Consider the following 21,699-nt stretch of genomic DNA (forward strand, 5'->3'; position numbering starts at 1 on the left):
GATGCCGGCCGCCACGCGCGCGACCCGGACAGCGGCCGCCCGATGGCGCAGCACGGCCTCGGCGGCCTGCCAGGCGGAGTGCAGGGTGCGGGCGTCGGCGAGCTCACGCTTCTGCGCGGCGGCCGACTTCTCAGCGCCGGCGAGCGCCAGGGAGGCGTGCCGGTAGGCGAGTTCGGCGGCGATCAGCGCACTGCGCTCACGGGCCGCCTCGGCGTGCGTGACGGCGTACGCGGCGGCGGTGACCCGCTGCGCGAGGTCCGCGGCCCGCACCCGCTCCTGCGCGCCCCGCGCGGAGAGCCGCCGCGCGAGGGTGCGCGTACGGCGTTCCGATCCGGCGTGGATGTCACGCGCGCGTGAGCGCGCCTCGGCCGCCTCGACGATCCGGCCGAGCAGGTCCACCGACCCGGCGGTGAAGTCCCGTTCGGCGATCAGCTCGGCGCGCCGCCCCAGCTTGTTGCCGAAGCCGCCGACCAGGTCGGCGAGGCCGTCGGTGTCCCGGGTGTCGGTGACGGCGCGCAGCAGGAGGTCGGTGAAGTCGGAGTCCTTCTTCACCGCGAAGAGACCGGCGGCCTCGCCCTCGTCGGCGTTCATCTCCCGCTGGTAGCGGAAGAGTTCGGGGTCGAGGCCGAGGTCGCCGAGGTGCTCGATCCACCGGTCGTGGATCTCCTCCCAGTGCACCTCCAGGTGCGGGTAGGCCTTGCCCGCCTCGGTGATGGCGTCCCGGAAGCCCTTCATGGTGCGGCGGCGGCCCTGGGCGCCCGACTGGCCCTCGGCGACGGGCCGTACGGCGGTGGACTCGGCGACCGGCAGGTTGTCCAGCGAGAGCCCGGGCCCGGGCCGGAAGGAGTACCAGGCCTCGGCGAACTTGCGCGGGTCGTTGGAGACCTGGCGGCCCCGCCACTCGCTCACCTTGCCGACGACCACGCACTCGCCGGTGAGGGTGTGCTGCCACTCCAGCGCGACATGCCCGCAGTCGTCGGCGAGCAGGAACTTCCGCAGCACGCCGGAGCTGGCGCCGCCGAGGGTGTTGCGGTGGCCCGGCAGCATCACCGAGAAGATCAGCTTGAGCAGGACGGACTTGCCGCCGCCGTTCTCCAGGAAGAGCACGCCCGCGGGCGCGGGGCGGCGCGGCGGGCCGACCGGGTCGTCCTCGAAGAACTCCGCCTGGGTGGGCGCGGGGTCGGGCACTTCAGCGCCGACGCCGCGCAGGTCAAGCACGGTGTCGGCGTAGCGCGCACCGGCGGGGCCGATGGAGTAGAGGCGGACCCGGGACAGCTCGTACATGGCGGACTCTCGTAAGTCTTCGGCAGGTGGGGGGAGTTCAGGAGTGGAAGGGCAGTCCGGCGTCGGCCACCAGTTCTTCGGCGTCCTCGGCGGGCAGCAGGGTGGGTGTGCCGTCGGTGACGGGGACGACGCCCAGTTCCAGGAGTTCGGCCATGGCGGCGCTCGATGCCATGTCCCGGACCTGGAGCTGGTAGCGGGCCGTCGTCCGGTAGGTCCCGCCGTTGTCGTCACCGGTGCGCTGGAGGAAGCCGGAGTCGGTGAGGAAGGCGACGGCCTTGCCCACGATGCCCGTGGTGGACCCGGCGAGGCGGCGCGCGTCCTTGGTGGCTCCGGTGGCGCTGCGTCTCGCCCAGATCCGCCAGGCCGCCTCCAGTCCGGGGGCGTCACTGGCGGGGTCGGTGTTCTCCCCCTGCTCCTCGGCCCGTTCCTCCAGGCGCCGGCAGGCCTGTCGTACGAAGGCGTCGACGCCGTTGACCGACACGCGCCCGATGTAGCCGTCGTCGGCGAGGTCCTCGGGGCGCGGGAACGCCATGGCGGCGACGGCGAGATGCGCCAGTCCGTGCAGGAAGCGGTCGCCGCCGTCGGCCGACGTACGACGCGCGTAGTCGCCCATCCGCACGGCGAACACCGAGTCCTCGGCGGCGGTCACGGCCATCCCCGCGCGCGGGGACACCTCCAACACGACGAGCCCGAGCCCGGCGGCCACGGCGTCGGCGAGCCGGGCGAACGGGGAGTCCTCCCGGTAGCGCCGCAGCAGCTCGGTGTACTCCTGGTCGCGGGCGGGCTGGAGCTTGGGCTGGAGTCCGAAGGCGACGAGCCGGGCGGCGTCGGCGGCATCGGCGGGCGTGACGGCGGCCGTCGCCGTGGGGGCCGGGGCCTCCGGCTCGCTCCACTCGATGTGCTCACTCACGACTTGGGCTCCTTGTCACGCTCTTGCTCACTCACGCTGCCTCCGTCCGGTCCGCGGCCATCCCCGCCGCGTCCAGCAGGGCGGTGCCCACGATGAGGTCGGCGCCGCCGAACTCCGGGTCGTCCAGCTCCGTGCCGTCGTCCACGGCGAAGAGCAGTTTCTCCTCGCCCTGGCGGTAGGCGGTGCCCACGGAGGGGCTGGCCGCGTGGACCGCCAGCAGGGCCACCAGGTAGGCCAGATCCGGGTCACCGGTCCGCCGGGCCGCCGCCAGCAGCCCGGACAGCCTGCGGGGGGCGTCCGCCGGCAGATCCAGCAGTTCCTTCGCCACCGCCAGCTGCTCCTCGCTGAACCGGCTGTCGTCCGGTGTGGCGATGAGGTCCGGCTCGGGCATCTCCGCGCCCAGATGCTCCCGCTCCATGGGCGGGGTCAGCAGTATGTCGACCAGGTCGCCCACCCGCACCGAGACCGGCGTCCGCAGCCCGGTCCCGCGCGCGAAGAACGCGTCGGTGACCCGGGCCGCCTGCTCCAGGGGCAGCGGCAGCAGCGGAGCGACGAGGTGGCCGTACAGGTCTGTCCCCGAGGTCGTCATCGGCGTGGCGAAGGCCTGCCGGTCCTGCTCGGCGCGGAACAGCGGGCCGGCCTCCAGCAGCCGCGACTGGAGCTGGGTGTGCCGGCGGATGCAGTCCTTGACGATGTCGACCAGTTCGGCGGCCCGCCGCTTGTGCTCCTGGTCCTCGGACTCGTCCCGGGCCTTGCGGATGTTCGTCAGGATCGCGTTCTCGTGGCGATAGCGGTCGGCGACGTGGTCGAGGGCCTCGGCGATCATGTCGGGCACGGAGTTCAGCCAGTCCACCGCCCGGACGTTGCGCCGGGTCGCGTCCAGGGCCCGGCGCAGGGTCTCGGAGTACTGAACGGTGCGGTAGCGGGCCTGCTCGGCGGCCAGCTGCGCGTCCGCCAGCCGGCCCCGGCTGATCAGCACCTCCAGTTTCACCTCGGCGGCGATCTGGGCGCTGGTGACGTCGGTGTCGAGGGCGCCGACGAGGACGTTGACGGCTTCGTCGGTCGTACGGAGATACACCGCCCCGCCGGGACCGGGGACCTCCTCGATCAGCTTGAAGTCGTAGTCGCGCCGGACATAGGTGCCGTCCGTCGAGAAGGTGCCGTAGACCGCCCGGAAGCCGCGGTCCACGCTGCCGACGTTGATCAGGTTCTCCAGGACCCAGCGGGCCACCCGCTCATGCTCCACGACGGGCCGCTGCGGGGCCTGTGCGGCGATGCGCGGGATGAGCCGGGCGACGATCTGGTCGTGGTCGGCGCCGGTGTCGAAGTCCATGTTCAGTGTGACCAGGTCGATGGCGGAGAGGGCCACCTCCGCCATGCCGTACACCGAGTACTCGCCCGCGAGGTTGGCCTTGCGGGCGTCCAGGTCGTGCAGCGGGGCGGTGCAGGCGAGCGCGCGCAGCCGGCGGGCCAGCCCCTCGTCGGCGGCGGGGCCCGGCGCGGGGCGCGGTCCGGCGCTGAGCTGGGGCGGAACGGTGTCCGTCGATGCGGGTGAAGTCACGGTGCACAGACTAGGTGCTGGGTCTGACAACTCCCCAAACGACGTGATTTCACCAGCGGGCCGGGCGTGCCACCCAGTGTCCTCTAGGTGTCCTCTCCGACCCTGCGCCCGTACACCTCGACCACACGCCCCAACGAATCACGCAGATACACCGCGAGGAGCTTCTCGGCCCCGACCCGGTCACCACCTTGCAGCGCTTGGAGGATCTGCTCGTTGCGGGCCAGGTACGGCTCGTGCAGGGCCTTGGGGTCGTCCACCACGTGGAACGCCAGCCGGAGTTCGGCGAAGACGCTGCGCATCAACTCGTCCGTGCGGTCGCTGCCGGCCAGGGAGACCAGTTCGCGGTGGAAGTGGATATTGGCCGTACCCAACGATTTCCAGTCACCTTCACGGATCGCCCGCTTGCCCTCGGCGACCGCTCCGGCAAGACCGTCCAGGGCGTACGGCGGCTCCGCCAGGCCCCGCACCACGGCACACTCCACGAGCGCCCGCGTGCGGTAGATGTCCTCCACATCCTCGACCGTCAGGACGCGCACGAACACGCCCCGGTTCAGTTCGTGGACGAGCAGGCGTTCATGGGTGAGCAGGCGGAACGACTCGCGCAGGGTGTTGCGGGAGACGCCGAGCGCCCCTCCGATGCTGTCCTCCGAGAGGCGGGTGCCGGGCGGGAAGTAGCCCTCGGCGATACGGCTTCTGAGGATGTCCGAGACCCGCTCGGCCGTGCTGGTGCGGCCCAGGAGGGCGCGGTCGTCGGCCAGTCCGCTCAGTTGCTCTGCCATGCCCGGAATTCAACCGCAGACATGAGAACGAAACAACAGGGGTATTGAAGGATCGTTGAACGATCCTCTAGCTTGCTCGTACCGCACGGCTCAGCTCCGCACCCTCCGTCCTCCCACTGCGAGGTGCCCATGAGCACGACTCCTCCGTCCCAGGCCGTCCCCACCGAATCCCCGTCCCTCAAAGGGAACCGCTCCGACGACGGAGCACTGGGCTGGTTCCGCGCCCTCGGTCCGCGCGGTCGCCGCGCCTTCGCCGGCGCGTTCGGCGGCTACGCCCTGGACTCCTACGACTACTTCACGCTGCCGCTGAGCATGGTCGCGCTGGCCGCCTACTTCGGCCTGGACAGCGGCCAGACCGGCCTCTTCACCACCGTGACGCTGCTGGCCTCCGGCATCGGCGGGGCCCTGGCGGGCGTACTGGCCGACCGCGCCGGCCGCGTACGGGCGCTGATGATCACGGTGATCACCTACGCGGTCTTCACCGTGGCCTGCGGCTTCGCGCCCAACTTCGAGTCACTGCTGGTCTTCCGGGCCCTCCAGGGCCTCGGTTTCGGCGGTGAGTGGGCGGTCGGCGCGATCCTGGTCGCCGAGTACGCGAGCGGCAGGCACCGCGGTCGCACCCTCGGCGCGATCCAGAGTTCGTGGGCGGTCGGCTGGGCGCTCGCCGCGCTCGTCTACACGCTGGTCTTCTCGGTCTTCGACGCGGACACCGCCTGGCGCGTGATGTTCTGGACCGGCGCGCTGCCCGCGCTGCTCGTGGTCTGGGTGCGACGCCAGGTGCAGGACGCCCCGCACGCGATCGAGGTACGCGAGCAGAGCGCCGGAAAGGGCTCCTTCGCGGCGATCTTCAAACCGGACCTGCTGCGTACGACGATCTTCGCGGGGCTGCTGTCCACCGGCGTCCAGGGCGGCTACTACACGCTGGCCACCTGGGTGCCGACCTACCTGAAGAGCGACCGCGGCCTGTCGGTCGTCGGCACCGGCGGCTATCTGACCTTCCTGATCTCGGGCGCCTTCCTCGGCTATCTGACCGGCGGCTACCTCACCGACCGCCTCGGGCGCCGGCGCAACATCTGGCTCTTCGCGCTCCTGTCGGCCCTGTGCATCGTGGCGTACGGCAACATCCCGGAGGGCGCCAACACCCTGCTCCTGGTGCTCGGCTTCCCGCTCGGGTTCTGCATGTCGGCGATCTTCAGCGGCTTCGGGTCCTTCCTGAGCGAGCTGTACCCGACGGCGGTACGCGGCTCCGGCCAGGGCTTCACGTACAACGCCGGGCGCGCGGTCGGCGCCGTCTTCCCGACCACCGTCGGCTATCTGGCCGACAGCTGGGGCACGGGCGGCGCGCTGGTCTTCGGCGCCATCGGCTACGGCCTCGCCGCACTGGCCCTGTTCGGACTGCCCGAGACGCGTGGGAAGGAACTCGCGTGAACCGCACGGACGACCGTCCCCTGACCCTCGTGGACGAGCACGCGCACGCGTGGAGCCCGCAGGAGGCCCGGACCCGCTTCCGGGCCGGCCTCACGGGTCCCACCGCCGGGGTCGCCGCGGGCCACACCCAGGTCAACCTGATCTCGGTGCCCGCCGACTGGGCTTACGACATGCTGCTGTTCTGCCAGCGGAACCCGAAGCCCTGTCCGGTCCTCGACGTCACGGACGCCGGAGACTGGACGACCGTCCTCGCGGACGGCGCGGACCTGCGCACCGACCTGCCGCGCTACCGGGTGTGGCAGGACGGCGAGCTGGTGGACGAGCCGACGGACGTACGCGCCCACTGGCGTGACGACCTGGTGTCGTTCCTGATCGGGTGCAGTTTCACCTTCGAGTGGGCATTGTCGGGGGCAGGGGTCCCGATCCGGCACATTCAGCAGGGCCGGAACGTTCCCATGTACGTGACCAGTCGACAGTGCCGTCCCGCGGGGCGGCTGCACGGACCGATGGTGGTGTCCATGCGCCCGGTGCCACCGCAGCACCTGGCCGCCGCGCTCCGGGAGACCAGCCTGCTCCCGGCGGTGCACGGCAGCCCGGTGCACTGCGGCGACCCCGCGGCCCTGGCCATAGCCGACCTCGGCCGACCCGACTTCGGCGATCCGGTGGACGCCGAGCCGGACGACATCCCGGTGTTCTGGGCCTGCGGGGTGACGCCCCAGGCCGCGGTGACGGCCTCGCGGCCGCCTTTCGCGATCACCCACGCACCGGGACAGATGTTCCTGACCGACGCCCGCGACGAGCAGTACCGCGTGGCCTGAGACGAGACAAGGATCCATGACCCCGATCGACCTGAACGCCGACCTCGGCGAGGGCTTCGGCCGCTGGCGCCTCACCGACGACGAGCAGCTGCTGTCCGTCGTCACGAGCGCCAACGTGGCCTGCGGGTTCCACGCCGGGGACGCGGTCACCATGCGGCGGGTGTGCGAGCTGGCCGCCGAGCGCGGGGTACGGGTCGGCGCCCAGGTCTCCTACCGGGACCTGGCGGGGTTCGGGCGGCGCGCGATGGACGTGCCGTCCGCCGAGCTGACGGCCGAGGTGGCCTACCAGATCGGCGCCCTGGAGGTCTTCGCCCGGGCGGCGGGCACGCGCGTGTCGTACGTCAAGCCGCACGGCGCGCTCTACAACCGGGTGGTGCACGACGAGGAACAGGCGGCCGCGGTCGTCGCCGGCGTCCTCCTCGCGGACGCCACCCTGCCCGTCCTCGGCCTGCCCGGCTCACGCTTCCTGGAGACGGCCGCCAAGGCAGGTATCACACCCGTCACGGAGGCCTTCGGGGACCGCGCCTACACCGATGCGGGCACGCTGGTGCCGCGCACCGAGGCGGACGCGGTGGTCACCGATCCGGAGGCGGTCGTGGAACGCTCCCTGGGCCTGGCCCGGGATCGCGCGGTCGTCTCCCGCTCGGGGGCCCGTATCGCCGTGGCGGCACGCTCCCTGTGCCTGCACGGGGACACCCCGGGCGCGGTGGAGCTGGCGCGCCGGGTCCGGGAGCGGCTGGAGACGGCGGGCGTGCGGGTGGAGGCGTTCGCATGAGGACGCTGCCGGTCGGGGACCACGCCCTGCTCGTCGAGGTCGCCTCGGGCGAGGAGGCCCAGGCCCTGCACGCCGAGCTGGTGCGCCGTCGCGCCGAGGGCTCGCTGTCGGTCGGCGAGATCGTCCCCGCGGCCCGTACGGTCCTCCTCGACGGCCTCGCCGACCCGACCCGGCTGGCCGCCGAACTGACGGCCGCCGAGGTCCCGCCCGCGCCTCCACGCGCGCGTGAGGTCGTCGATCTCCCGGTGCGCTACGACGGCCCGGACCTGGCCGACGTGGCCGAGCTGTGGGGCGTCCCGCCAAAGGAGGTGGCCCGGATCCACGCGGCCACCGAGTTCACGGTCGCCTTCTGCGGCTTCGCCCCCGGCTTCGGCTACCTCATCGGCCTTCCGCCCCGCCTCCACGTCCCGCGGCGCGCCGACCCGCGCACGGCGGTCCCGGCCGGTGCGGTGGGTCTGGCCGGTCCGTACACCGGCGTCTACCCGCGTTCGTCGCCGGGCGGCTGGCAGCTGATCGGCACCACGGACACCGTGCTGTGGGACCACACGCGCGTACCGGCCGCGCTGCTGTCGCCCGGCACGCGCGTGCGTTTCGTCCGCACGGGCCGGGTGAGCGCCGTATGACCGATCGAGCGCTCGCGATCGTCCGGTCCGGAGCACTGACCACCGTCCAGGACCGGGGTCGCCCCGGCCACGCCCATCTGGGCGTCCCCCGCTCCGGCGCCCTGGACGGCCCCGCGGCGGCGCTCGCCAACCGTCTGGTCGGCAACCGCCCGGAATCGGCCGTCCTGGAGACCACGCTCAACGGCTGCTCGGTACGCCCGCGTTCGACGGTCACCGTGGCGGTCACCGGCGCCCCCTGCCCGGTCACGGTGGACGGCCGCCCGGTCTCCTGGGGTGCACCGGTCGCGGTACCCGCCGGTGCCCTCCTGGACGTCGGAACAGCCGTCTCAGGGGTACGCAGCTATCTGGCCGTCTCCGGGGGCATCCTGGTCGAGCCGGTCCTGGGGAGCCGCTCCACGGACCTCCTGTCGGGTCTGGGCCCGCCCCCTGTCACCGATGGCGCCGTCCTCCCCCTGGGCACCCCGGAAGCGCTCCACGCGCGCGTGGACTTCACTCCCCAGCCGGCGCCTCCGGCGGAGCTGGTCCTGAGGGTCACGCCGGGCCCGCGCGACGACTGGTTCACCCCGGAGGCGGTCCGGGTCTTCACCACGAGCACGTTCCGGGTCTCGTCCGCGAGCAACCGCATCGGGCTGCGCACGGAGGGACCTGCCGTCGAGCGAGCGCGCTCGGATGAACTGCCCAGCGAGGGCATGGTCCTGGGAGCCGTCCAGGTGCCACCGAACGGCAGACCGGTGATCTTCCTGGCCGACCACCCCACCACCGGGGGCTACCCGGTGATCGGGGTCGTTCGCGAAGCCGACCTCCCGGCAGCGGCCCAGGCGGCACCGGGAACTCCGGTGCGCTTCATAGCGGTACGGCACCGGTAACCCGCCGAACAACCTCACGCGGCCTCGGCCGAAACAGAAGCCAACGCCGCCGACACCGCATGAGCCGCCCGCAGATCCAGCCACGCACTGGTCCCCCGAGCCCGATGCCGCATCTCGTCCACCGCGAGCGACAGCAACTGCGGCAACAGGTCTCCGCACCGCCGCACCACCCACCCCGTACCCGCCGTGGCCAACCACCACAGACTCGCCGACTTCGTGGGGACCGGAAACTCCGGCTCGACCGACGGCGCGACCCCGTCGGCCAGCCCCCTCGACGCCAGCAACGCATGGAACCGCACCGCCAGTTGCCGATGCCCCCGCTCCCCCGGATGCAGCCGGTCCGCGCTCCACATCGCCCGGTCGGTGAGCCACGCCCCCTCGGAGGCGTGCAGATGCACGGCCCCGTAGCGCTCGGACAGCGCGTGCACCACCGTGTTGACGGCCCGCTGCCGCCGGGCCAGCGGACGCGCCAGCGCCCCGGGGAGCCCGAGCATCGCCCCGGGATCCGGCAGGCACGCGGTCAGCAGTACGGCGCCCTGCGCGCTGAAGGCCGCGTACACCCGGTCCAGCCGCGCGGCGACCGCGTGGATGTCGAAGGTGCAGCGCAGGGTGTCGTTGACGCCGACGACCACCGAGACGACGTCGGGCCGCAGCGCGAGCCCCTGGGGCAGTTGCCGTTCCAGCACGTCCCTCGTCTGCGCCCCGCTCACCGCGAGGTTGACGAAGTCGACGTCGTCCTCGGCGAGCCCGGCGGCGAGCAGCGCGGCCCAGCCGCGCCACCCGTCGCCGACGGGATCGCCCACGCCTTCGGTCAGCGAGTCCCCGAGGGCGACGAAACGCAGCCCGCTCACAGCGGCTCCCCGCTCATGCCACGCCTCCGCGCACGGACCGCCGTACGAACGCGTCCGCGTCGTGCGCCGCCAGGAACGCCCTGACCGCGGTGTCCCACCCGAAGCACTCCGCACGCGCGCGTGCGGTCTCCCGGCGCTCGGGGACCGGGAGTTCGAGGAGCGCCTCGACGGCGTCCGCGAAGGCCTCCCCGCGGTCGACCGCGACGGCACCCGCCGATCCGATCACCTCGGGCAGCGCGGAGGACGCGCTGACCACCACGGGCGTGCCGCAGGCCATCGCCTCCAGCGCGGCGAGCCCGAAGGTCTCGGCGGGCCCCGGTGCCAGGCAGACGTCGGCGGAGGCCTGGAGCGCGCCGAGCAGCGCGCGGTCCGAGACGTGCCCGAGGAAGGTCACCGGCAGCCCGCGCTCGCGCGCCCGCTGCTCCAGACGCGGCCGCAGCGGCCCGTCCCCGGCCACCACGAGCACCGCCCGGCGACCGCGCCGTAGGAGCGCCTCCACGGCGTCCAGGGCGGTGCCGGGCCGCTTCTCGACCGAGAGGCGGGTGCAGGTGACCAGGAACGTCTCGTCCTCGCGCGCGTAGCGGGCCCGCAGTCCCGTGTCGGCCAGTGCGGGGTGGCGTGCCTCCAGGTCGACGCCGAGGGGTGCCCGTACAACGTTGCGGGCGCCGATCCGCACGAACTCCCGCTCGGCGAACTCGGTGGTGCACACCACGCGCGCGTAGGTGTGCGCCGTACGGACGTTGAGGGCGTCGGCGGCGCGCCGGGCCGCCTCCTCGGGCAGGCCCCAGGTGCGCAGCACACCGTCGGCGGTCTCGTGGGAGACCATCACGGCGGGGACCCGGGCGCGCCGCGCCCATTTGCCGGTCCAGCGCAGGGTGGTGCGGTCGGAGACCTCCAGGCGGTCGGGGGCCAGCTCCGCCAGGAGCCGGGCCACCCGGCGCTTGTCGGTCAGGACGCGGTAGCCGCCGGTGCCGGGCAGCAGCGGGCCGGGCAGGGTGATCACCCGCCCCTGTTCGGTGTCGCGGTCGCTCACGCGGTCGCCGGGCACGATCAGGACGGGTTCGTGGCCCGCCGCCCGGTATCCCTTGCCGAGTTCGCGCAGAGCGGTGCGCAGGCCGCCGGAGGCGGGGGCGACGAAGTTGGCCAGGCGGACGATTCGCAGCGGCTTCCCGGTCATGCGGCCACCGCCGTCCGCTGCGTGCCGAGCACGGACGCGTAGTGCCCGATCAGCTGGTCGCCGACGGCGGCCCAGGTGCGGCCCTCGACCATCGCCCGCGCGGCGTCGCCGTAGGCGACGCGCCGTGCGGGGTCGGCGGCCAGGGACCACACGGCGTCCCGTACGGCGGCCGGGTCGCGGGGCGGGACGAGGAGCCCGGTACGGCCGTGGGCGACCAGGTCCAGCGGTCCTCCGGCGGCGGGCGCGACGACGGGCACGCCGCTCGCCATGGCCTCCTGCACGGTCTGGCAGAAGGTCTCGAAGGGGCCGGTGTGCGCGAAGACGTCGAAGGAGGCAAAGATCCGGGCCAGTTCGTCGCCCATGCGACGGCCCAGGAAGACCGCTCCGGACAGGGTCTCCATGAGCGAGGGCTGGCTCGGGCCGTCGCCGACGACCACGACCTTCACGCCCTCCAGGCCGCATACGCCGGCCAGGAGCTCGACGTGCTTCTCGGGGGCGAGCCGGCCGACGTAGCCGACGATCAGCTCACCATTGGGGGCGAGTTCGCGACGCAGGGCCTCGTCGCGCAGGTCGGGACGGAAGCGGACGGTGTCCACGCCCCGCGGCCACAGCTTGACCCGGGGCACGCCGTGCGCCTCCAGGTCCTGCAGGGAGGCGCTGGAGGGGGCGAGGGTGAGGTGCGCGGCGGCGTGCACGGAGCGGATGCGGCGCCAGGCGGCGGCCTCGCCCGCGTGCACGTAGGTGCGGGCGTACCCGGCGAGATCGGTCTGGTAGACGGCGACGGCGGGGATGCCAAGCCGGGCGGCCGCGGCCATGCCGCGGACACCGAGGACGAAGGGGCTGGCCAGGTGGACGACGTCGGCACGGTGCTCGGCGATCGCCGCGGCCACGCGTCGGCTGGGGAGGGCGACGCGGACCTGGGGGTAGCCCGGGAGCGGGAGGGAGGGGACACGGACGACGGGGCAGGGCGCGAGGGCGTCCACGCCGGCCCGGGGGCCGGACGCGGTGGCCGGCGCGACGACGAGCGGAAGGTGACCGCGATCTACGAGGTGCCGGGCGGTCTGGAGCGCGCAGTGGGCCACGCCGTTCACGTCGGGGGGAAAGGATTCGGTCACTATGACGACACGCATACCGGTGTTGTCGCCGGACTGGACGTGCCCGCGTCAACGTGGATCTATGCGAACGATGAACACACCGTGAGCGTTCTTTCGCACACCCGAGCAGGTCAGGCCGTGTCCATCCGGACCTGACCCGCGGGTCGTCGCGAGTTCACCCGGCGGGCGTGACGGTGCCCGGCGGGCCCCTGTGGGGCCGGTGTCACATGGCGGCCGTGTCCGGTCCGATACGGCTGCGGACGGCGGTCTGCACCTCGGCCTCCTCGGCCGGGTCGGCGGCCAGCCGGCGCAGTCGCTCCACGACCCGGGCGTCGCCGGTCTCGGCGTGCCGGGCGGCGATCTCGCGGGTGGTCTCCTCGCAGTCCCAGAGGCACTCGACGGCGAATCCGGCGGCGAAGGAGGGGTCGGTGGCGGCGAGCGCGTGGGCGGCGCGGCCGCGGAGATGGGAGGAGGCGGTCTCCCGGTAGATATGGCGGAGCACGGGGGCGGCGCAGACGATGCCGAGCCGTCCGGTGCCGTCGACGAGCGTCCACAGGGTCGGGGCGTCGGGGCCCTCGCCCCGGACGGCCTCCCTGAGCGCCGAGAGAACCAGGTCCTTGTCCTGGGCCCCGCCCCGGCAGGCGAGCATCCGGCCGGCGGCGGCGCCCAGCGGATCGGGCCGCCTGGCCCAGCCGCGCGCCCGGTCGACGGCGGCGACGCTGCGCATCCGTTCGAAGGAGTCGACGGCGGCCTCCACGACGGCCGTCGAGCCGGTGGTGACGGCCGACTCGATCAGGTCGAGGGCGTCGGGGTCGTTGCTGTCGGCGAGATAGCGCAGGGCGGTGCAGCGGGCGCCGTCGGTGCCGTCCATGGCGGCGGAGACGATCTCGGGCCGGTCCTCGGGGCCCGCGACGGCCATGAGACAGCGGGCGGCCGGGACGTGCAGCGCGGCGCCGCGCTCCAGGCCCTGCTGGGCCCATTCGAAGACGGCCTGGACGCTCCAGCCGGGGCGTGGCCCGCTGGGCCGCATCTGCCGCTGCCATCGGTCGAAGCAGCCGGTCTCGTGAGCGGCACGCACGCGTGTGGCGACGGATTCACGGGGATCGTCGGCCCACAGCCGCCAGGGCCGTGGTTCGAAGGCGTCGCGCACGGCGGCGGCCAGTTCGGCCTCGCCCTCGGGATCGGTGCCGAAACGGGCGAGCACGGGGGCCGCGAGCGACCGCAGTCCGGCGTCGTCGTCGCGCAGCGCGAGTTCGTCGAGCGCCCAGGCCCAGTTGGAGCCGGAGGCGGCGTACCTGCGCAGCAGTTCGAGCGCGTCGCGCCTGCCGTAGGAGGCGAGGTGGCCGAGGACCGCCAGGGCGAGCCCCGTACGTGACTCCTCGGTGTCGAAGACGTCCTCGACGTCGAAGAGGTGCGCCTCGATCTCGTCCAGCTCGCCTGCCAGGTCGAGGAAGAGTCGGGCGTAGTAGAGCGAGCGGTTCTCCACCTGCCAGTCGTGGCGGGGATCGCTCAGCACGCAGTGGTTCAGGGCCGCGAGCGCCTCGGCGCGCGGGGCGGTGAGCGCGTGCAGCGTGCCGTCGCCGCGGCCCCGCTGGAGCAGGCCGAGCAGCGTACCGCTGGGCGCTATGACCGGATCGAACATGGGAAACAGCCTCACATCAAGCGTCGACGCAACCGGGAAACACGCATTACCTGGCCGCGTGACACAACGTCGGAGCGCCCGCCGTCTCTTGCTTGCTGTAGACCATCTTCCTCTGCCTCTCGTCGGTGGCCCATGCGGACCGCATCACGGTCCGCGCGGTGCGGCAACACTTGCCCAGCCATCACGTCCGTGAACCACGTCGTCATGATGACTCGGCACTTCCGTCTGCCGCGACCGAAATTTCGGCGGCCCTGTACCGCCTCCCCCGTTGTGTGTGTTTTCGCTGGTCAGAACATGTGGGTCAGTGTGCGCCGAACAGTTCGAGCAGTTCTGTCCGACCGAACATCCGAGCGGTGTCGACGGCCGAGGGGGTGCCCTCGGAGGGGTCGGCACCCCCTTCGAGGAGGGCCTCGATGACGTCCCCGGCGCCCTTGAAGACAGCCCCGGCGAGCGGGGTCTGACCCCGGTCGTTGGCCCCGCCGGCCGCCGCGCCGCGGGCGACGAGCGCGCGCACCGCGTCGGCGTGGCCGTGGTAGGCGGCGAGCATCACGAGGGAGTCCCCGCGGTCGTTGGTGAGGTTGGCCGGAATGCCCGCGTCGACGTACGCCACGAGTGCCTCGGTCCGCCCCTGCCGGGCCAGATCGAAGATCTTGGTCGCCAGCTCCACGACCTCCGGGTCAGGGGCTTCGCTCATCGGCCGGACCGCCTCTCTCCATCCGTTCAGGTGAATCGCAAGGGTACTGGCTCGGGCCGTACATGACCCGACGCGCCGGAGGTAGAGATCTTGGTGACTCTGCCAACCCGGTGAAATATCCAGAAATTCACCCAGTTGCACCTTTTATCGGATGGATACATGCTGTGAGCCTGGAAGTACTCATGGTGACTGTCCCCACGAACCAGGAGCACTCGCATGATCCTCTCCATCTCGGGCGTCGTACTGCTCGGCATCGTCGTCTTCATCTTCTTCCGCAAGGACGGCCTCAAGGCCTCGCACGCCCTGATCTCCGCCCTGTTCGGCTTCTACCTGGCGAGCACCGCCATCGCCCCGAGCATCAAGGCCGGCGGCGAGAGCCTGGCGAGCCTCCTCGGCGGCATCAAGTTCTGACGCCGCCCGTCCCGTCCGTACGCACCACCAGGAGACCGCAGTGGCCCGCCGCCCCCTCCCCCGCATCCTGAGCACAGGCAGCGCGCAGATCGCCCGGAGCCGGGAGCTGGCCCGGACGGCGGCCGACAGCGCCACGGACGTCCTGCACCCGCTGATCACGATCAGCAAGGGGCTGCGCCGGCTGGCGGCGGCCGGGCGGCGCAGGTGGGCCGAGACCCCCAAGGACAAGCGCGGGCCGCTGCTGTTCCTGGTGGCCTCGGTGGTCCTGGTGGTGGCCCTGGTGCCGTACGGACCGCTGCTGGCCGTCATCACCCTGATGGCGGCGGCAGCCTGGCAGGGCCGGGACCGCAAGCCCGCGGAACCCGAAGGCCCCGACGAGTCGCAGACCCAGCGCCTGCAGTCCCTCTACGAGGCGCTGGTCCCGTACTTCTCGGCCGCCGAGGACCCGGCCCCGCTCTACACCCACGGCGGCGAGTGGGAGAAGGCCTTCCCCGCCTACGACTTCGACGCCGCCGGCCGCATCACGCAGCTGGTGATCCGCTACCCGGCGTACTTCACCGACGGCGAGGCCCAGTCCCGGGCCCGCATCGAGCAGTTGCTGCACGCCAAGTCGGGGCGGGACCGCGAGTACCACTTCTCCTGGGACGAGGAGGGCAACCACCTCACAGTCGCCGTCCTCGCCCCGCTGCCCACCGACATCGCCGCCCAGCGCTTCGTCACCGCGCCGGGCGAGACGGTCCTGGGCTTCACGGACCCCACCCAGGTCCAGCGCACGCTCCCGCTCGGCTACGGCGAGGAGCGGCGCGACGTCCCTCCGGTGGTCTGGCGCACGGGCATCCGCTCCACCGAGCCGCATCTTCTGGTGATGGGCCAGCCGGGCAGCGGCACATCCACACTGCTGCGTTCCATCGCGCTGCAAGCCCTTCAGTACGGCGATGTCGTCATCGTCGAGGGCGGCGGCACCGGCGAGTACGCGTGCCTGACCGGGCGGGACGGCGTGCTCGCCGTCGAGTGCGGGCTGGCCGGTGCGGTGGCGAGCCTGGAGTGGGCGGCGACCGAGACGGAGCGACGGCTGATCGCCGCGAATCGCGCACGGCAGGCCGGGGACGCGCCCCCGGAGGACACCAGGCGTCCCCTGTGGATCCTTCTGGACCGGCCGAGCGTCTTCTCCCACCTGGCCGCTGCCGAGGGGCGCAAGGATCCGCAGTCCCTGCTCCAGGTGCCGTTGCGGCACGGCCGCGCGGCGAACGTCACGGTCGTGGTGGCGGAGCAGTTCGACAGTGCGGACGGGTTGAGTGACGCGGTACGGCAGCACACGCGCGCGCGTGTCGTGTTGGGGCCGGCGACACCCGGGCAGTTGGAGGGTGTCCTGGGCATGCCGCCGCACACGACGCCGGTTGCGGTGGTGCCGCCGGGGCGAGGGTATGCGCGGCTGGGGGCGGGGCCTGTGCATCGGCTTCAGGTGCCGGCTACTCCGGATCCCTATGACGATGCGACCAGTGCGGGGGATCGGGAGGCGGTGCTGGGGTTGCTGCCGGCTCGGACCACTCCTGTGGATGCGGAGACGGTTTCGTTGAGTGCAGAGTGCGGGTGAGTGGGGGCTGGTCGCGCAGTTCCCCGCGCCCCTAGGTAGATCCAGGCACCGTCACGCTACGAATGTGCGCGGTGATTCCCCTCCCGTGGAGCCTCCGCTCTCCACCGCCCGGGCCGCTGCGGCCAGCCTCGCCGCCGCCTCCTCCGCCACTGCCCCTCCCACCGTGAACGGCAGGCGCACGTAGCCCTCGAAAGCGCCGTCGACTCCGAAGCGCGGGCCGGACGGGACCCGTACCCCCACTCGCTCACCCACCTCCGCCAGGCGCGAGCCCGACAGGCCGCCCGCTCGCACCCACAGGGTCAGGCCGCCCTTGGGGACCGAGAACTCCCAGGTGGGCAGTTCCTTGCGGATCGCCGTCACCAGCGCCTCACGGTTCCCCCTCGCCTGCTCCCGCCGTACCTCCACCGCCTGCTCCCAGCCCCCCGTGCTGAAGAGCCAGTTCACCGCCAGCTGTTCCAGTACCGGGGTTCCCAGGTCCGCGTACGCCCGCGCCGCGACCAGGCTGCGGATCACGTCGGGGGCCGCGCGGACCCAGCCGATCCGCATGCCCGCCCAGAACGCCTTGCTGGCCGAGCCGACGGTGACCACGGTCGAGCCGGCCGGGTCGAAGGCGCAGACCGGGCGCGGCATGGTGACGTCCTCGTCGAGCCAGAGTTCGGTCATGGTCTCGTCGGCCACCAGGACAGTGCCCGCCGAGCGCGCGGACTCCACCAGCCGGCGGCGCTGGTCCTCGTCGGCGAGGGCGCCGGTGGGGTTGTGGAAGTCGGCGACGACGTACGCGATCCGGGGTGCCGCGTCCCGCAGGACCTGACGCCAGCGGTCCATGTCCCAGCCCGCCAGGCCCTCGGCCATCGCGACGGGCACCAGCCGGGCGCCGGCCTCCCGCATCAGCTGGAGGATGTTGGCGTACGACGGCGACTCGACCGCGATCCGCTCACCGCGGCCCCCGAAGAGGTGGCAGATGGCGTCGATCGCGCCCATCGCACCCGTGGTGACCATGATCTGCTCGGGCATGGTCGGGATGCCGCGCGCGGTGTAGCGCTCGGCGATCATCGTGCGCAGCGCGGGGAGTCCCGCCGGGTAGTCGCCGTGTGTGTGGGCGTACGGCGGCAGCTCCTCCAGGGCGCCCTGGACGGCCCGGGTCAGCCAGGGCTCGGGGGCGGGCAGCGCCGCACAGCCCAGGTCGATCATCGAGCCGAGGGCCTCGGGCGGGAGGGGTTCGAGGCCGCGGGCCGGGAGCGGGTTCCCCGCGGGGACGGCCGTCCAGCTGCCCGCACCGCGCCGGGACTCCAGGAAACCCTCGGCGCGCAACGCCTCGTAGGCCGCCGCGACGGTCGTACGGCTGACGGACAGGGACAGGGCCAGTTCGCGTTCGGCGGGCAGCCGGGCGGCCACCGGGACCCGGCCCTCCAGCACCAGCAGGCGGATGCCGTCGGCGAGCGCACGGTAGGCGGGCGGGCGGCGGGTGCCGGGGCCCGCAGGGCGGTCCTGCTGGGAGTTGAGCAGTCGGGCGAGCTGCGCGGCACCCACCGCCGAGGTCCACTGTGTCACCGAAATCAGTCCACCTTCCCCGAATTGGCCATGGATGCCGTCTCGTCCCAAGCCACAGGGTGTCATGTGCCAGGCCACTACCACCACAGGGGGCACGTCTTGTCCACGCAGAGCCGTCTCGGGAGACGGTTGATCCAGCTGTACGTCGGGCTCGCCCTCTACGGCGCCAGCTCGGCGCTGCTCGTCGAGGCGGGCCTGGGCCTGGAGCCCTGGAACGTGCTTCACCAGGGCCTGGCCGAACTCACCGGCCTGACGATCGGCGTCGTGTCGATCATCGTCGGCGCGGCGGTCCTGCTCCTGTGGATCCCGCTGCGCCAGCGCCCCGGCCTCGGCACCGTCTCCAACGTCTTCGTGGTCGGCATCGCGATGGACGGCACCCTGGCCCTGGTCCCCGAGGTGCACGGTCTCGCCGTACGGATTCCGCTCCTGATGGCGGGCATCGTGCTGAACGGCGCGGCCACCGGGCTCTACATCGCCGCCCGTTTCGGTCCGGGGCCGAGGGACGGGCTGATGACGGGGCTGCATCTGCGGACCGGCCGCTCGATCCGGCTCATGCGGACCGCTGTCGAGGTGGCCGTCGTCGGCACCGGCTTCCTGCTGGGCGGGACCATAGGCATCGGCACCGTCCTGTACGCCGTCTCCATCGGCCCGCTCGCCCAGCTGTTCCTGCGCGTGTTCGCCGTCCCCACGGCATCCGACGGCAGCACGGTCGTTGCCACCGGGCAACCGCAGGGAGCGATACTGCGTCCGTGACCTCGCGGATACGCCATCCCTACCTCGACCATCCCGGCCCGATCCCATTCGCCCACCGGGGCGGAGCGGCCGACGGCCTGGAGAACACCGCGTTCCAGTTCCGGCGGGCGGTGGAGGCGGGCTACCGGTACCTGGAGACCGACGTCCATGCCACGGCGGACGGCAAGCTGGTCGCCTTCCACGACACGACGCTGGACCGGGTGACCGACGGGGCGGGCCGGATCGCCGACCTGCCCTGGGCGGACGTACGGCACGCGCGCGTGGCCGGCAAGGAGCCGGTGCCGCTCTTCGAGGACCTCCTGGAGACCTTCCCCGAGGCCCGCTGGAACGTCGACGTCAAGGCCGAGTCGGCGCTTCACCCGCTGCTCGACCTGATCGAGCGCACCGGCACCTGGGACCGGATCTGCGTCGGCTCCTTCTCCGAGGCCCGGGTGATACGGGCCCAGCGCCTGGCCGGACCGCGCCTGGCGACGTCGTACGGCACCAGAGGTGTGCTGAATCTCCGGCTGCGCTCCTGGGGCGTCCCGGCCGCGCTGCGCCGGTCGGCCGTGGCCGCGCAGGTGCCGGAGGCCCAGTCGGGCATCCAGGTGGTCGACCACCGCTTCGTGCGCACCGCCCACGCGCGCGGGCTGCAGGTGCACGTATGGACCATCAACGAGGCCGATCGCATGCACCGGCTCCTGGACCTGGGAGTCGATGGCATCATGACCGATCACATCGACACACTGCGCAAGGTCATGGAGGACCGGGGCGTCTGGGTCTGACACCCGCGCCCCCGCTCCCGGTCCGCGCACGGCACCTTGACGGGGAGGCACGGGTGGGCACCGACACCGTGCGGGCGGGCTCGGCCGACGAGGCCGCCGAGCGGCGGCGCGAGCAGCGCGGCTGGTACTTCTACGACTGGGCCTGCTCCGTCTACTCGACGAGTGTGCTCACCGTGTTCCTCGGGCCCTATCTGACATCGGTCGCCAAGAACGCGGCGGACGCGGACGGTTACGTCCATCCATTGGGGATCCCGGTACGGGCCGGCTCCTTCTTCGCGTACTCGGTGTCCCTGTCGGTGATCGTGGCCGTGCTGGTGATGCCCCTGGTGGGCGCCGCCGCCGACCGCACCGGCCGCAAGAAGCCCCTCCTGGCGGCCGCCGCCTACACCGGGGCCGCCGCGACGACCGGGATGTTCTTCCTCGGGGGCGACCGCTATCTCCTCGGCGGGCTCCTCCTGGTCGTCGCGAACGCAGCGCAGTCCGTCGGGACGATGCTCTACAACTCCTACCTCCCGCAGATCGCCCCGCCCGAGGAGCGCGACGCGGTCTCCTCCAAGGGGTGGGCCTTCGGCTACGCGGCGGGCGCCCTGGTGCTGGTCGTGAACCTCGTCCTCTACATGGGCCACGACTCCTTCGGTCTCTCCGAGAGCGCGGCGGTCCGCGTCTGTCTGGCCTCGGCCGGGCTGTGGTGGGGCGCGTTCGCGCTGATTCCGCTACGACGGCTGCGCGACCGGCGGTCCACGGCGAAGGAGCCCACCGCCCCGGGTTTCCGGCAACTCGCGGCCACCGTCCGCGACATGCGCCGCCACCCGCTCACCCTCGCCTTCCTGCTGGCGTACCTGATCTACAACGACGGCATCCAGACCGTGATCTCCCAGGCCTCGGTCTACGGCTCCGAGGAACTGGACCTCGGGCAGTCGACGCTCATCGCGGCGGTGCTGCTGGTGCAGGTGCTGGCGGTGGTGGGCGCGCTGGCGCTGGGGCGGCTCGCCCGGCTGTACGGCGCCCAGCGCACGATCCTGGGGTCGCTGATCGCCTGGGCGGTGATCCTTGCGGCCGGGTTCTTCCTGCCCGCCGGCGCGCCCGTGTGGTTCTTCGTCCTGGCGTCCGGCATCGGGCTCGTGCTCGGCGGCAGCCAGGCCCTGTCCCGCTCCTTGTTCTCCCATCTCGTCCCGCCGGGCAAGGAGGCCGAGTACTTCTCGGCGTACGAGATGAGCGACCGGGGCATGAGCTGGCTGGGCCCTCTGCTGTTCGGGATCACCTACCAGCTGACAGGAAGTTATCGGGACGCGATCATCTCCCTGGTGGCCTTCTTCGTCATCGGATTCGTGCTGCTCGCACGGGTTCCGGTGCGGCAGGCGATCATCGACGCGGGCAATCCCGTTCCCGAAAGGATTTAGCGTTCAACACCAAAGCGCTGTAGTGTACGCGTTTGGCCTGCCAGGCGTACCGTTACTGCGCGTCAAAGATGCCGAAACGCTGGGTGACATCTGCTAGCAGATGTGACAAACCGGGCGCTGGTGGGTACAACAAGGGGCGGCTACGACGGCGACGCATGACCCGGAACGGGAATCTTTACCGCCGACCGGACGTTGACCGGATGACGACGACAGCGACACCTGTCCTGTGGGCGACAAGCCCGGGAGGCACGATTCATGAGTGAGCGAGCTCTTCGCGGCACGCGCCTCGTGGTGACCAGCTACGAGACGGACCGCGGCATCGACCTGGCCCCGCGCCAGGCCGTGGAGTACGCATGTGAGAAGGGGCACCGCTTCGAGATGCCCTTCTCGGTCGAGGCGGAGATCCCGCCGGAGTGGGAGTGCAAGGTCTGCGGGGCCCAGGCACTCCTCGTGGACGGCGACGGCCCTGAAGAGAAGAAGGCCAAGCCCGCGCGTACACATTGGGACATGCTGATGGAGCGACGCACCCGTGAGGAACTCGAAGAGGTCCTCGAGGAGCGTCTGGCGGTTCTGCGCTCCGGTGCGATGAACATCGCGATTCATCCCCGGGACAGCCGCAAGTCGGCGTAGTCCCCTCGGGGACTGGGCCGCAGATCAGTGCACGTGAACGACAAGGCCATCGTGCGCTCCTCCGGTTGAACTGCCCGTTCACCAGGGAGACTTG

At 72.3% G+C, this 21,699-nt stretch carries 20 protein-coding genes and 1 pseudogene; 11 read left to right on the forward strand and 10 right to left on the reverse strand.

Annotated elements, in window-relative coordinates:
• The 4 genes and pseudogenes from ABZ896_RS43470 to ABZ896_RS43485 all read right to left on the reverse strand — a co-directional run.
• Positions 1 to 1,284, reverse strand: a pseudogene (locus tag ABZ896_RS43470) (hypothetical protein); the annotation flags it as partial.
• A gap of 37 nt (positions 1,285 to 1,321) precedes the next feature.
• Positions 1,322 to 2,194, reverse strand: a complete 873-nt coding sequence (locus tag ABZ896_RS43475) for a hypothetical protein (RefSeq protein ID WP_360941636.1) — start codon at positions 2,192 to 2,194, stop codon at positions 1,322 to 1,324.
• Positions 2,195 to 2,225: 31 nt separating this feature from the next.
• Positions 2,226 to 3,755 carry a hypothetical protein gene (locus ABZ896_RS43480; RefSeq protein ID WP_360941639.1) on the reverse strand — a complete coding sequence of 510 codons (1,530 nt, stop codon included), beginning with the start codon at positions 3,753 to 3,755 and terminating at the stop codon, positions 2,226 to 2,228.
• Positions 3,756 to 3,838: 83 nt separating this feature from the next.
• Positions 3,839 to 4,534 (reverse strand): GntR family transcriptional regulator, encoded by a 696-nt coding sequence (locus ABZ896_RS43485; protein ID WP_360941642.1) that lies wholly within the window; start codon positions 4,532 to 4,534, stop codon positions 3,839 to 3,841.
• Positions 4,535 to 4,663: 129 nt separating this feature from the next.
• On the opposite strand from ABZ896_RS43485, the gene ABZ896_RS43490 reads away from it, so the two are divergent.
• From ABZ896_RS43490 to ABZ896_RS43510, 5 genes are read left to right on the forward strand one after another with little or no spacing between them, the layout of a single operon-like run.
• Positions 4,664 to 5,962, forward strand: coding sequence for an MFS transporter (locus ABZ896_RS43490; protein WP_360941645.1), 1,299 nt, complete (start codon positions 4,664 to 4,666; stop codon positions 5,960 to 5,962).
• Entirely contained in the window at positions 5,959 to 6,780 is an 822-nt protein-coding gene (locus ABZ896_RS43495) for a putative hydro-lyase (RefSeq protein WP_360941647.1), read from the forward strand. The genes ABZ896_RS43490 and ABZ896_RS43495 overlap by 4 nt, the downstream gene beginning before the upstream one ends.
• 16 nt (positions 6,781 to 6,796) lie before the next feature.
• Complete coding sequence (locus ABZ896_RS43500; RefSeq protein WP_360941650.1) at positions 6,797 to 7,555, forward strand: 5-oxoprolinase subunit PxpA; 759 nt, start codon at positions 6,797 to 6,799, stop codon at positions 7,553 to 7,555.
• Positions 7,552 to 8,178, forward strand: coding sequence for a 5-oxoprolinase subunit PxpB (gene pxpB, locus ABZ896_RS43505; RefSeq protein ID WP_360941653.1), 627 nt, complete (start codon positions 7,552 to 7,554; stop codon positions 8,176 to 8,178). The genes ABZ896_RS43500 and pxpB overlap by 4 nt, the downstream gene beginning before the upstream one ends.
• Complete coding sequence (locus ABZ896_RS43510) at positions 8,175 to 9,044, forward strand: biotin-dependent carboxyltransferase family protein (protein WP_360941656.1); 870 nt, start codon at positions 8,175 to 8,177, stop codon at positions 9,042 to 9,044. The genes pxpB and ABZ896_RS43510 overlap by 4 nt, the downstream gene beginning before the upstream one ends.
• Before the next feature lie 14 nt (positions 9,045 to 9,058).
• Here the strand turns inward: ABZ896_RS43510 and ABZ896_RS43515 are convergent, their stop codons facing one another.
• The 5 genes from ABZ896_RS43515 to ABZ896_RS43535 form a co-directional block, all read right to left on the reverse strand.
• Positions 9,059 to 9,895 (reverse strand): SGNH/GDSL hydrolase family protein, encoded by an 837-nt coding sequence (locus ABZ896_RS43515; protein WP_360941659.1) that lies wholly within the window; start codon positions 9,893 to 9,895, stop codon positions 9,059 to 9,061.
• Between the two features lie 13 nt (positions 9,896 to 9,908).
• Complete coding sequence (locus ABZ896_RS43520; protein ID WP_360941662.1) at positions 9,909 to 11,072, reverse strand: glycosyltransferase; 1,164 nt, start codon at positions 11,070 to 11,072, stop codon at positions 9,909 to 9,911.
• Positions 11,069 to 12,202, reverse strand: a complete 1,134-nt coding sequence (locus tag ABZ896_RS43525) for a glycosyltransferase family 1 protein (RefSeq protein WP_360941665.1) — start codon at positions 12,200 to 12,202, stop codon at positions 11,069 to 11,071. The genes ABZ896_RS43520 and ABZ896_RS43525 overlap by 4 nt, the downstream gene beginning before the upstream one ends.
• Positions 12,203 to 12,389: 187 nt before the next feature.
• A complete protein-coding gene (locus ABZ896_RS43530; RefSeq protein ID WP_360941668.1) occupies positions 12,390 to 13,808 on the reverse strand; it encodes a HEAT repeat domain-containing protein in 1,419 nt (472 codons plus the stop codon).
• 301 nt (positions 13,809 to 14,109) lie between these two features.
• Entirely contained in the window at positions 14,110 to 14,502 is a 393-nt protein-coding gene (locus tag ABZ896_RS43535; RefSeq protein ID WP_360941671.1) for an ankyrin repeat domain-containing protein, read from the reverse strand.
• 216 nt (positions 14,503 to 14,718) lie between these two features.
• Here ABZ896_RS43535 and ABZ896_RS43540 point away from each other — a divergent pair, with 216 nt between their 5' ends.
• Together ABZ896_RS43540 and ABZ896_RS43545 are read left to right on the forward strand one after the other, a co-directional pair.
• Positions 14,719 to 14,913 (forward strand): hypothetical protein, encoded by a 195-nt coding sequence (locus tag ABZ896_RS43540; protein ID WP_007380617.1) that lies wholly within the window; start codon positions 14,719 to 14,721, stop codon positions 14,911 to 14,913.
• Between the two features lie 40 nt (positions 14,914 to 14,953).
• Positions 14,954 to 16,507: a hypothetical protein gene (locus ABZ896_RS43545; protein ID WP_360941674.1), complete on the forward strand. Its 1,554-nt coding sequence runs from the start codon at positions 14,954 to 14,956 to the stop codon at positions 16,505 to 16,507.
• Positions 16,508 to 16,558: 51 nt separating this feature from the next.
• Here the strand turns inward: ABZ896_RS43545 and ABZ896_RS43550 are convergent, their stop codons facing one another.
• Positions 16,559 to 18,058, reverse strand: coding sequence for a PLP-dependent aminotransferase family protein (locus ABZ896_RS43550; protein ID WP_360941677.1), 1,500 nt, complete (start codon positions 18,056 to 18,058; stop codon positions 16,559 to 16,561).
• Positions 18,059 to 18,157: 99 nt separating this feature from the next.
• Between ABZ896_RS43550 and ABZ896_RS43555 the strand changes: the two genes are divergently transcribed.
• From ABZ896_RS43555 to ABZ896_RS43570, 4 genes are all read left to right on the forward strand, one after another.
• The gene (locus tag ABZ896_RS43555) at positions 18,158 to 18,811 is read left to right on the forward strand and encodes a hypothetical protein (protein WP_360941680.1); all 654 of its coding nucleotides are present in this window, start codon (positions 18,158 to 18,160) and stop codon (positions 18,809 to 18,811) included.
• Complete coding sequence (locus ABZ896_RS43560) at positions 18,808 to 19,575, forward strand: glycerophosphodiester phosphodiesterase (protein ID WP_360941683.1); 768 nt, start codon at positions 18,808 to 18,810, stop codon at positions 19,573 to 19,575. Before ABZ896_RS43555 ends, ABZ896_RS43560 begins: the two co-directional genes overlap by 4 nt.
• Before the next feature lie 53 nt (positions 19,576 to 19,628).
• On the forward strand, positions 19,629 to 20,975 hold the full coding sequence (locus tag ABZ896_RS43565; RefSeq protein ID WP_360941686.1) for an MFS transporter: 1,347 nt from the start codon (positions 19,629 to 19,631) through the stop codon (positions 20,973 to 20,975).
• A 255-nt stretch (positions 20,976 to 21,230) separates the two neighbouring features.
• A complete protein-coding gene (locus ABZ896_RS43570) occupies positions 21,231 to 21,605 on the forward strand; it encodes an RNA polymerase-binding protein RbpA (protein WP_010046329.1) in 375 nt (124 codons plus the stop codon).
• Positions 21,606 to 21,699 lie beyond the last annotated feature (94 nt).

The organism is Streptomyces sp. NPDC047072, from assembly GCF_040643855.1.
GTDB lineage: Bacteria > Actinomycetota > Actinomycetes > Streptomycetales > Streptomycetaceae > Streptomyces.

Coding starts and splice junctions, on each gene's coding strand:
- ABZ896_RS43485 (WP_360941642.1), bottom strand. CDS start 4,534: ATGGCAGAGCAACTGAGCGGACTGGCCGACGACCGCGCCCTCCTGGGC.
- ABZ896_RS43490 (WP_360941645.1), top strand. CDS start 4,664: ATGAGCACGACTCCTCCGTCCCAGGCCGTCCCCACCGAATCCCCGTCC.
- ABZ896_RS43500 (WP_360941650.1), top strand. CDS start 6,797: ATGACCCCGATCGACCTGAACGCCGACCTCGGCGAGGGCTTCGGCCGC.
- pxpB (WP_360941653.1), top strand. CDS start 7,552: ATGAGGACGCTGCCGGTCGGGGACCACGCCCTGCTCGTCGAGGTCGCC.
- ABZ896_RS43510 (WP_360941656.1), top strand. CDS start 8,175: ATGACCGATCGAGCGCTCGCGATCGTCCGGTCCGGAGCACTGACCACC.
- ABZ896_RS43520 (WP_360941662.1), bottom strand. CDS start 11,072: ATGACCGGGAAGCCGCTGCGAATCGTCCGCCTGGCCAACTTCGTCGCC.
- ABZ896_RS43525 (WP_360941665.1), bottom strand. CDS start 12,202: ATGCGTGTCGTCATAGTGACCGAATCCTTTCCCCCCGACGTGAACGGC.
- ABZ896_RS43530 (WP_360941668.1), bottom strand. CDS start 13,808: ATGTTCGATCCGGTCATAGCGCCCAGCGGTACGCTGCTCGGCCTGCTC.
- ABZ896_RS43535 (WP_360941671.1), bottom strand. CDS start 14,502: ATGAGCGAAGCCCCTGACCCGGAGGTCGTGGAGCTGGCGACCAAGATC.
- ABZ896_RS43540 (WP_007380617.1), top strand. CDS start 14,719: ATGATCCTCTCCATCTCGGGCGTCGTACTGCTCGGCATCGTCGTCTTC.
- ABZ896_RS43570 (WP_010046329.1), top strand. CDS start 21,231: ATGAGTGAGCGAGCTCTTCGCGGCACGCGCCTCGTGGTGACCAGCTAC.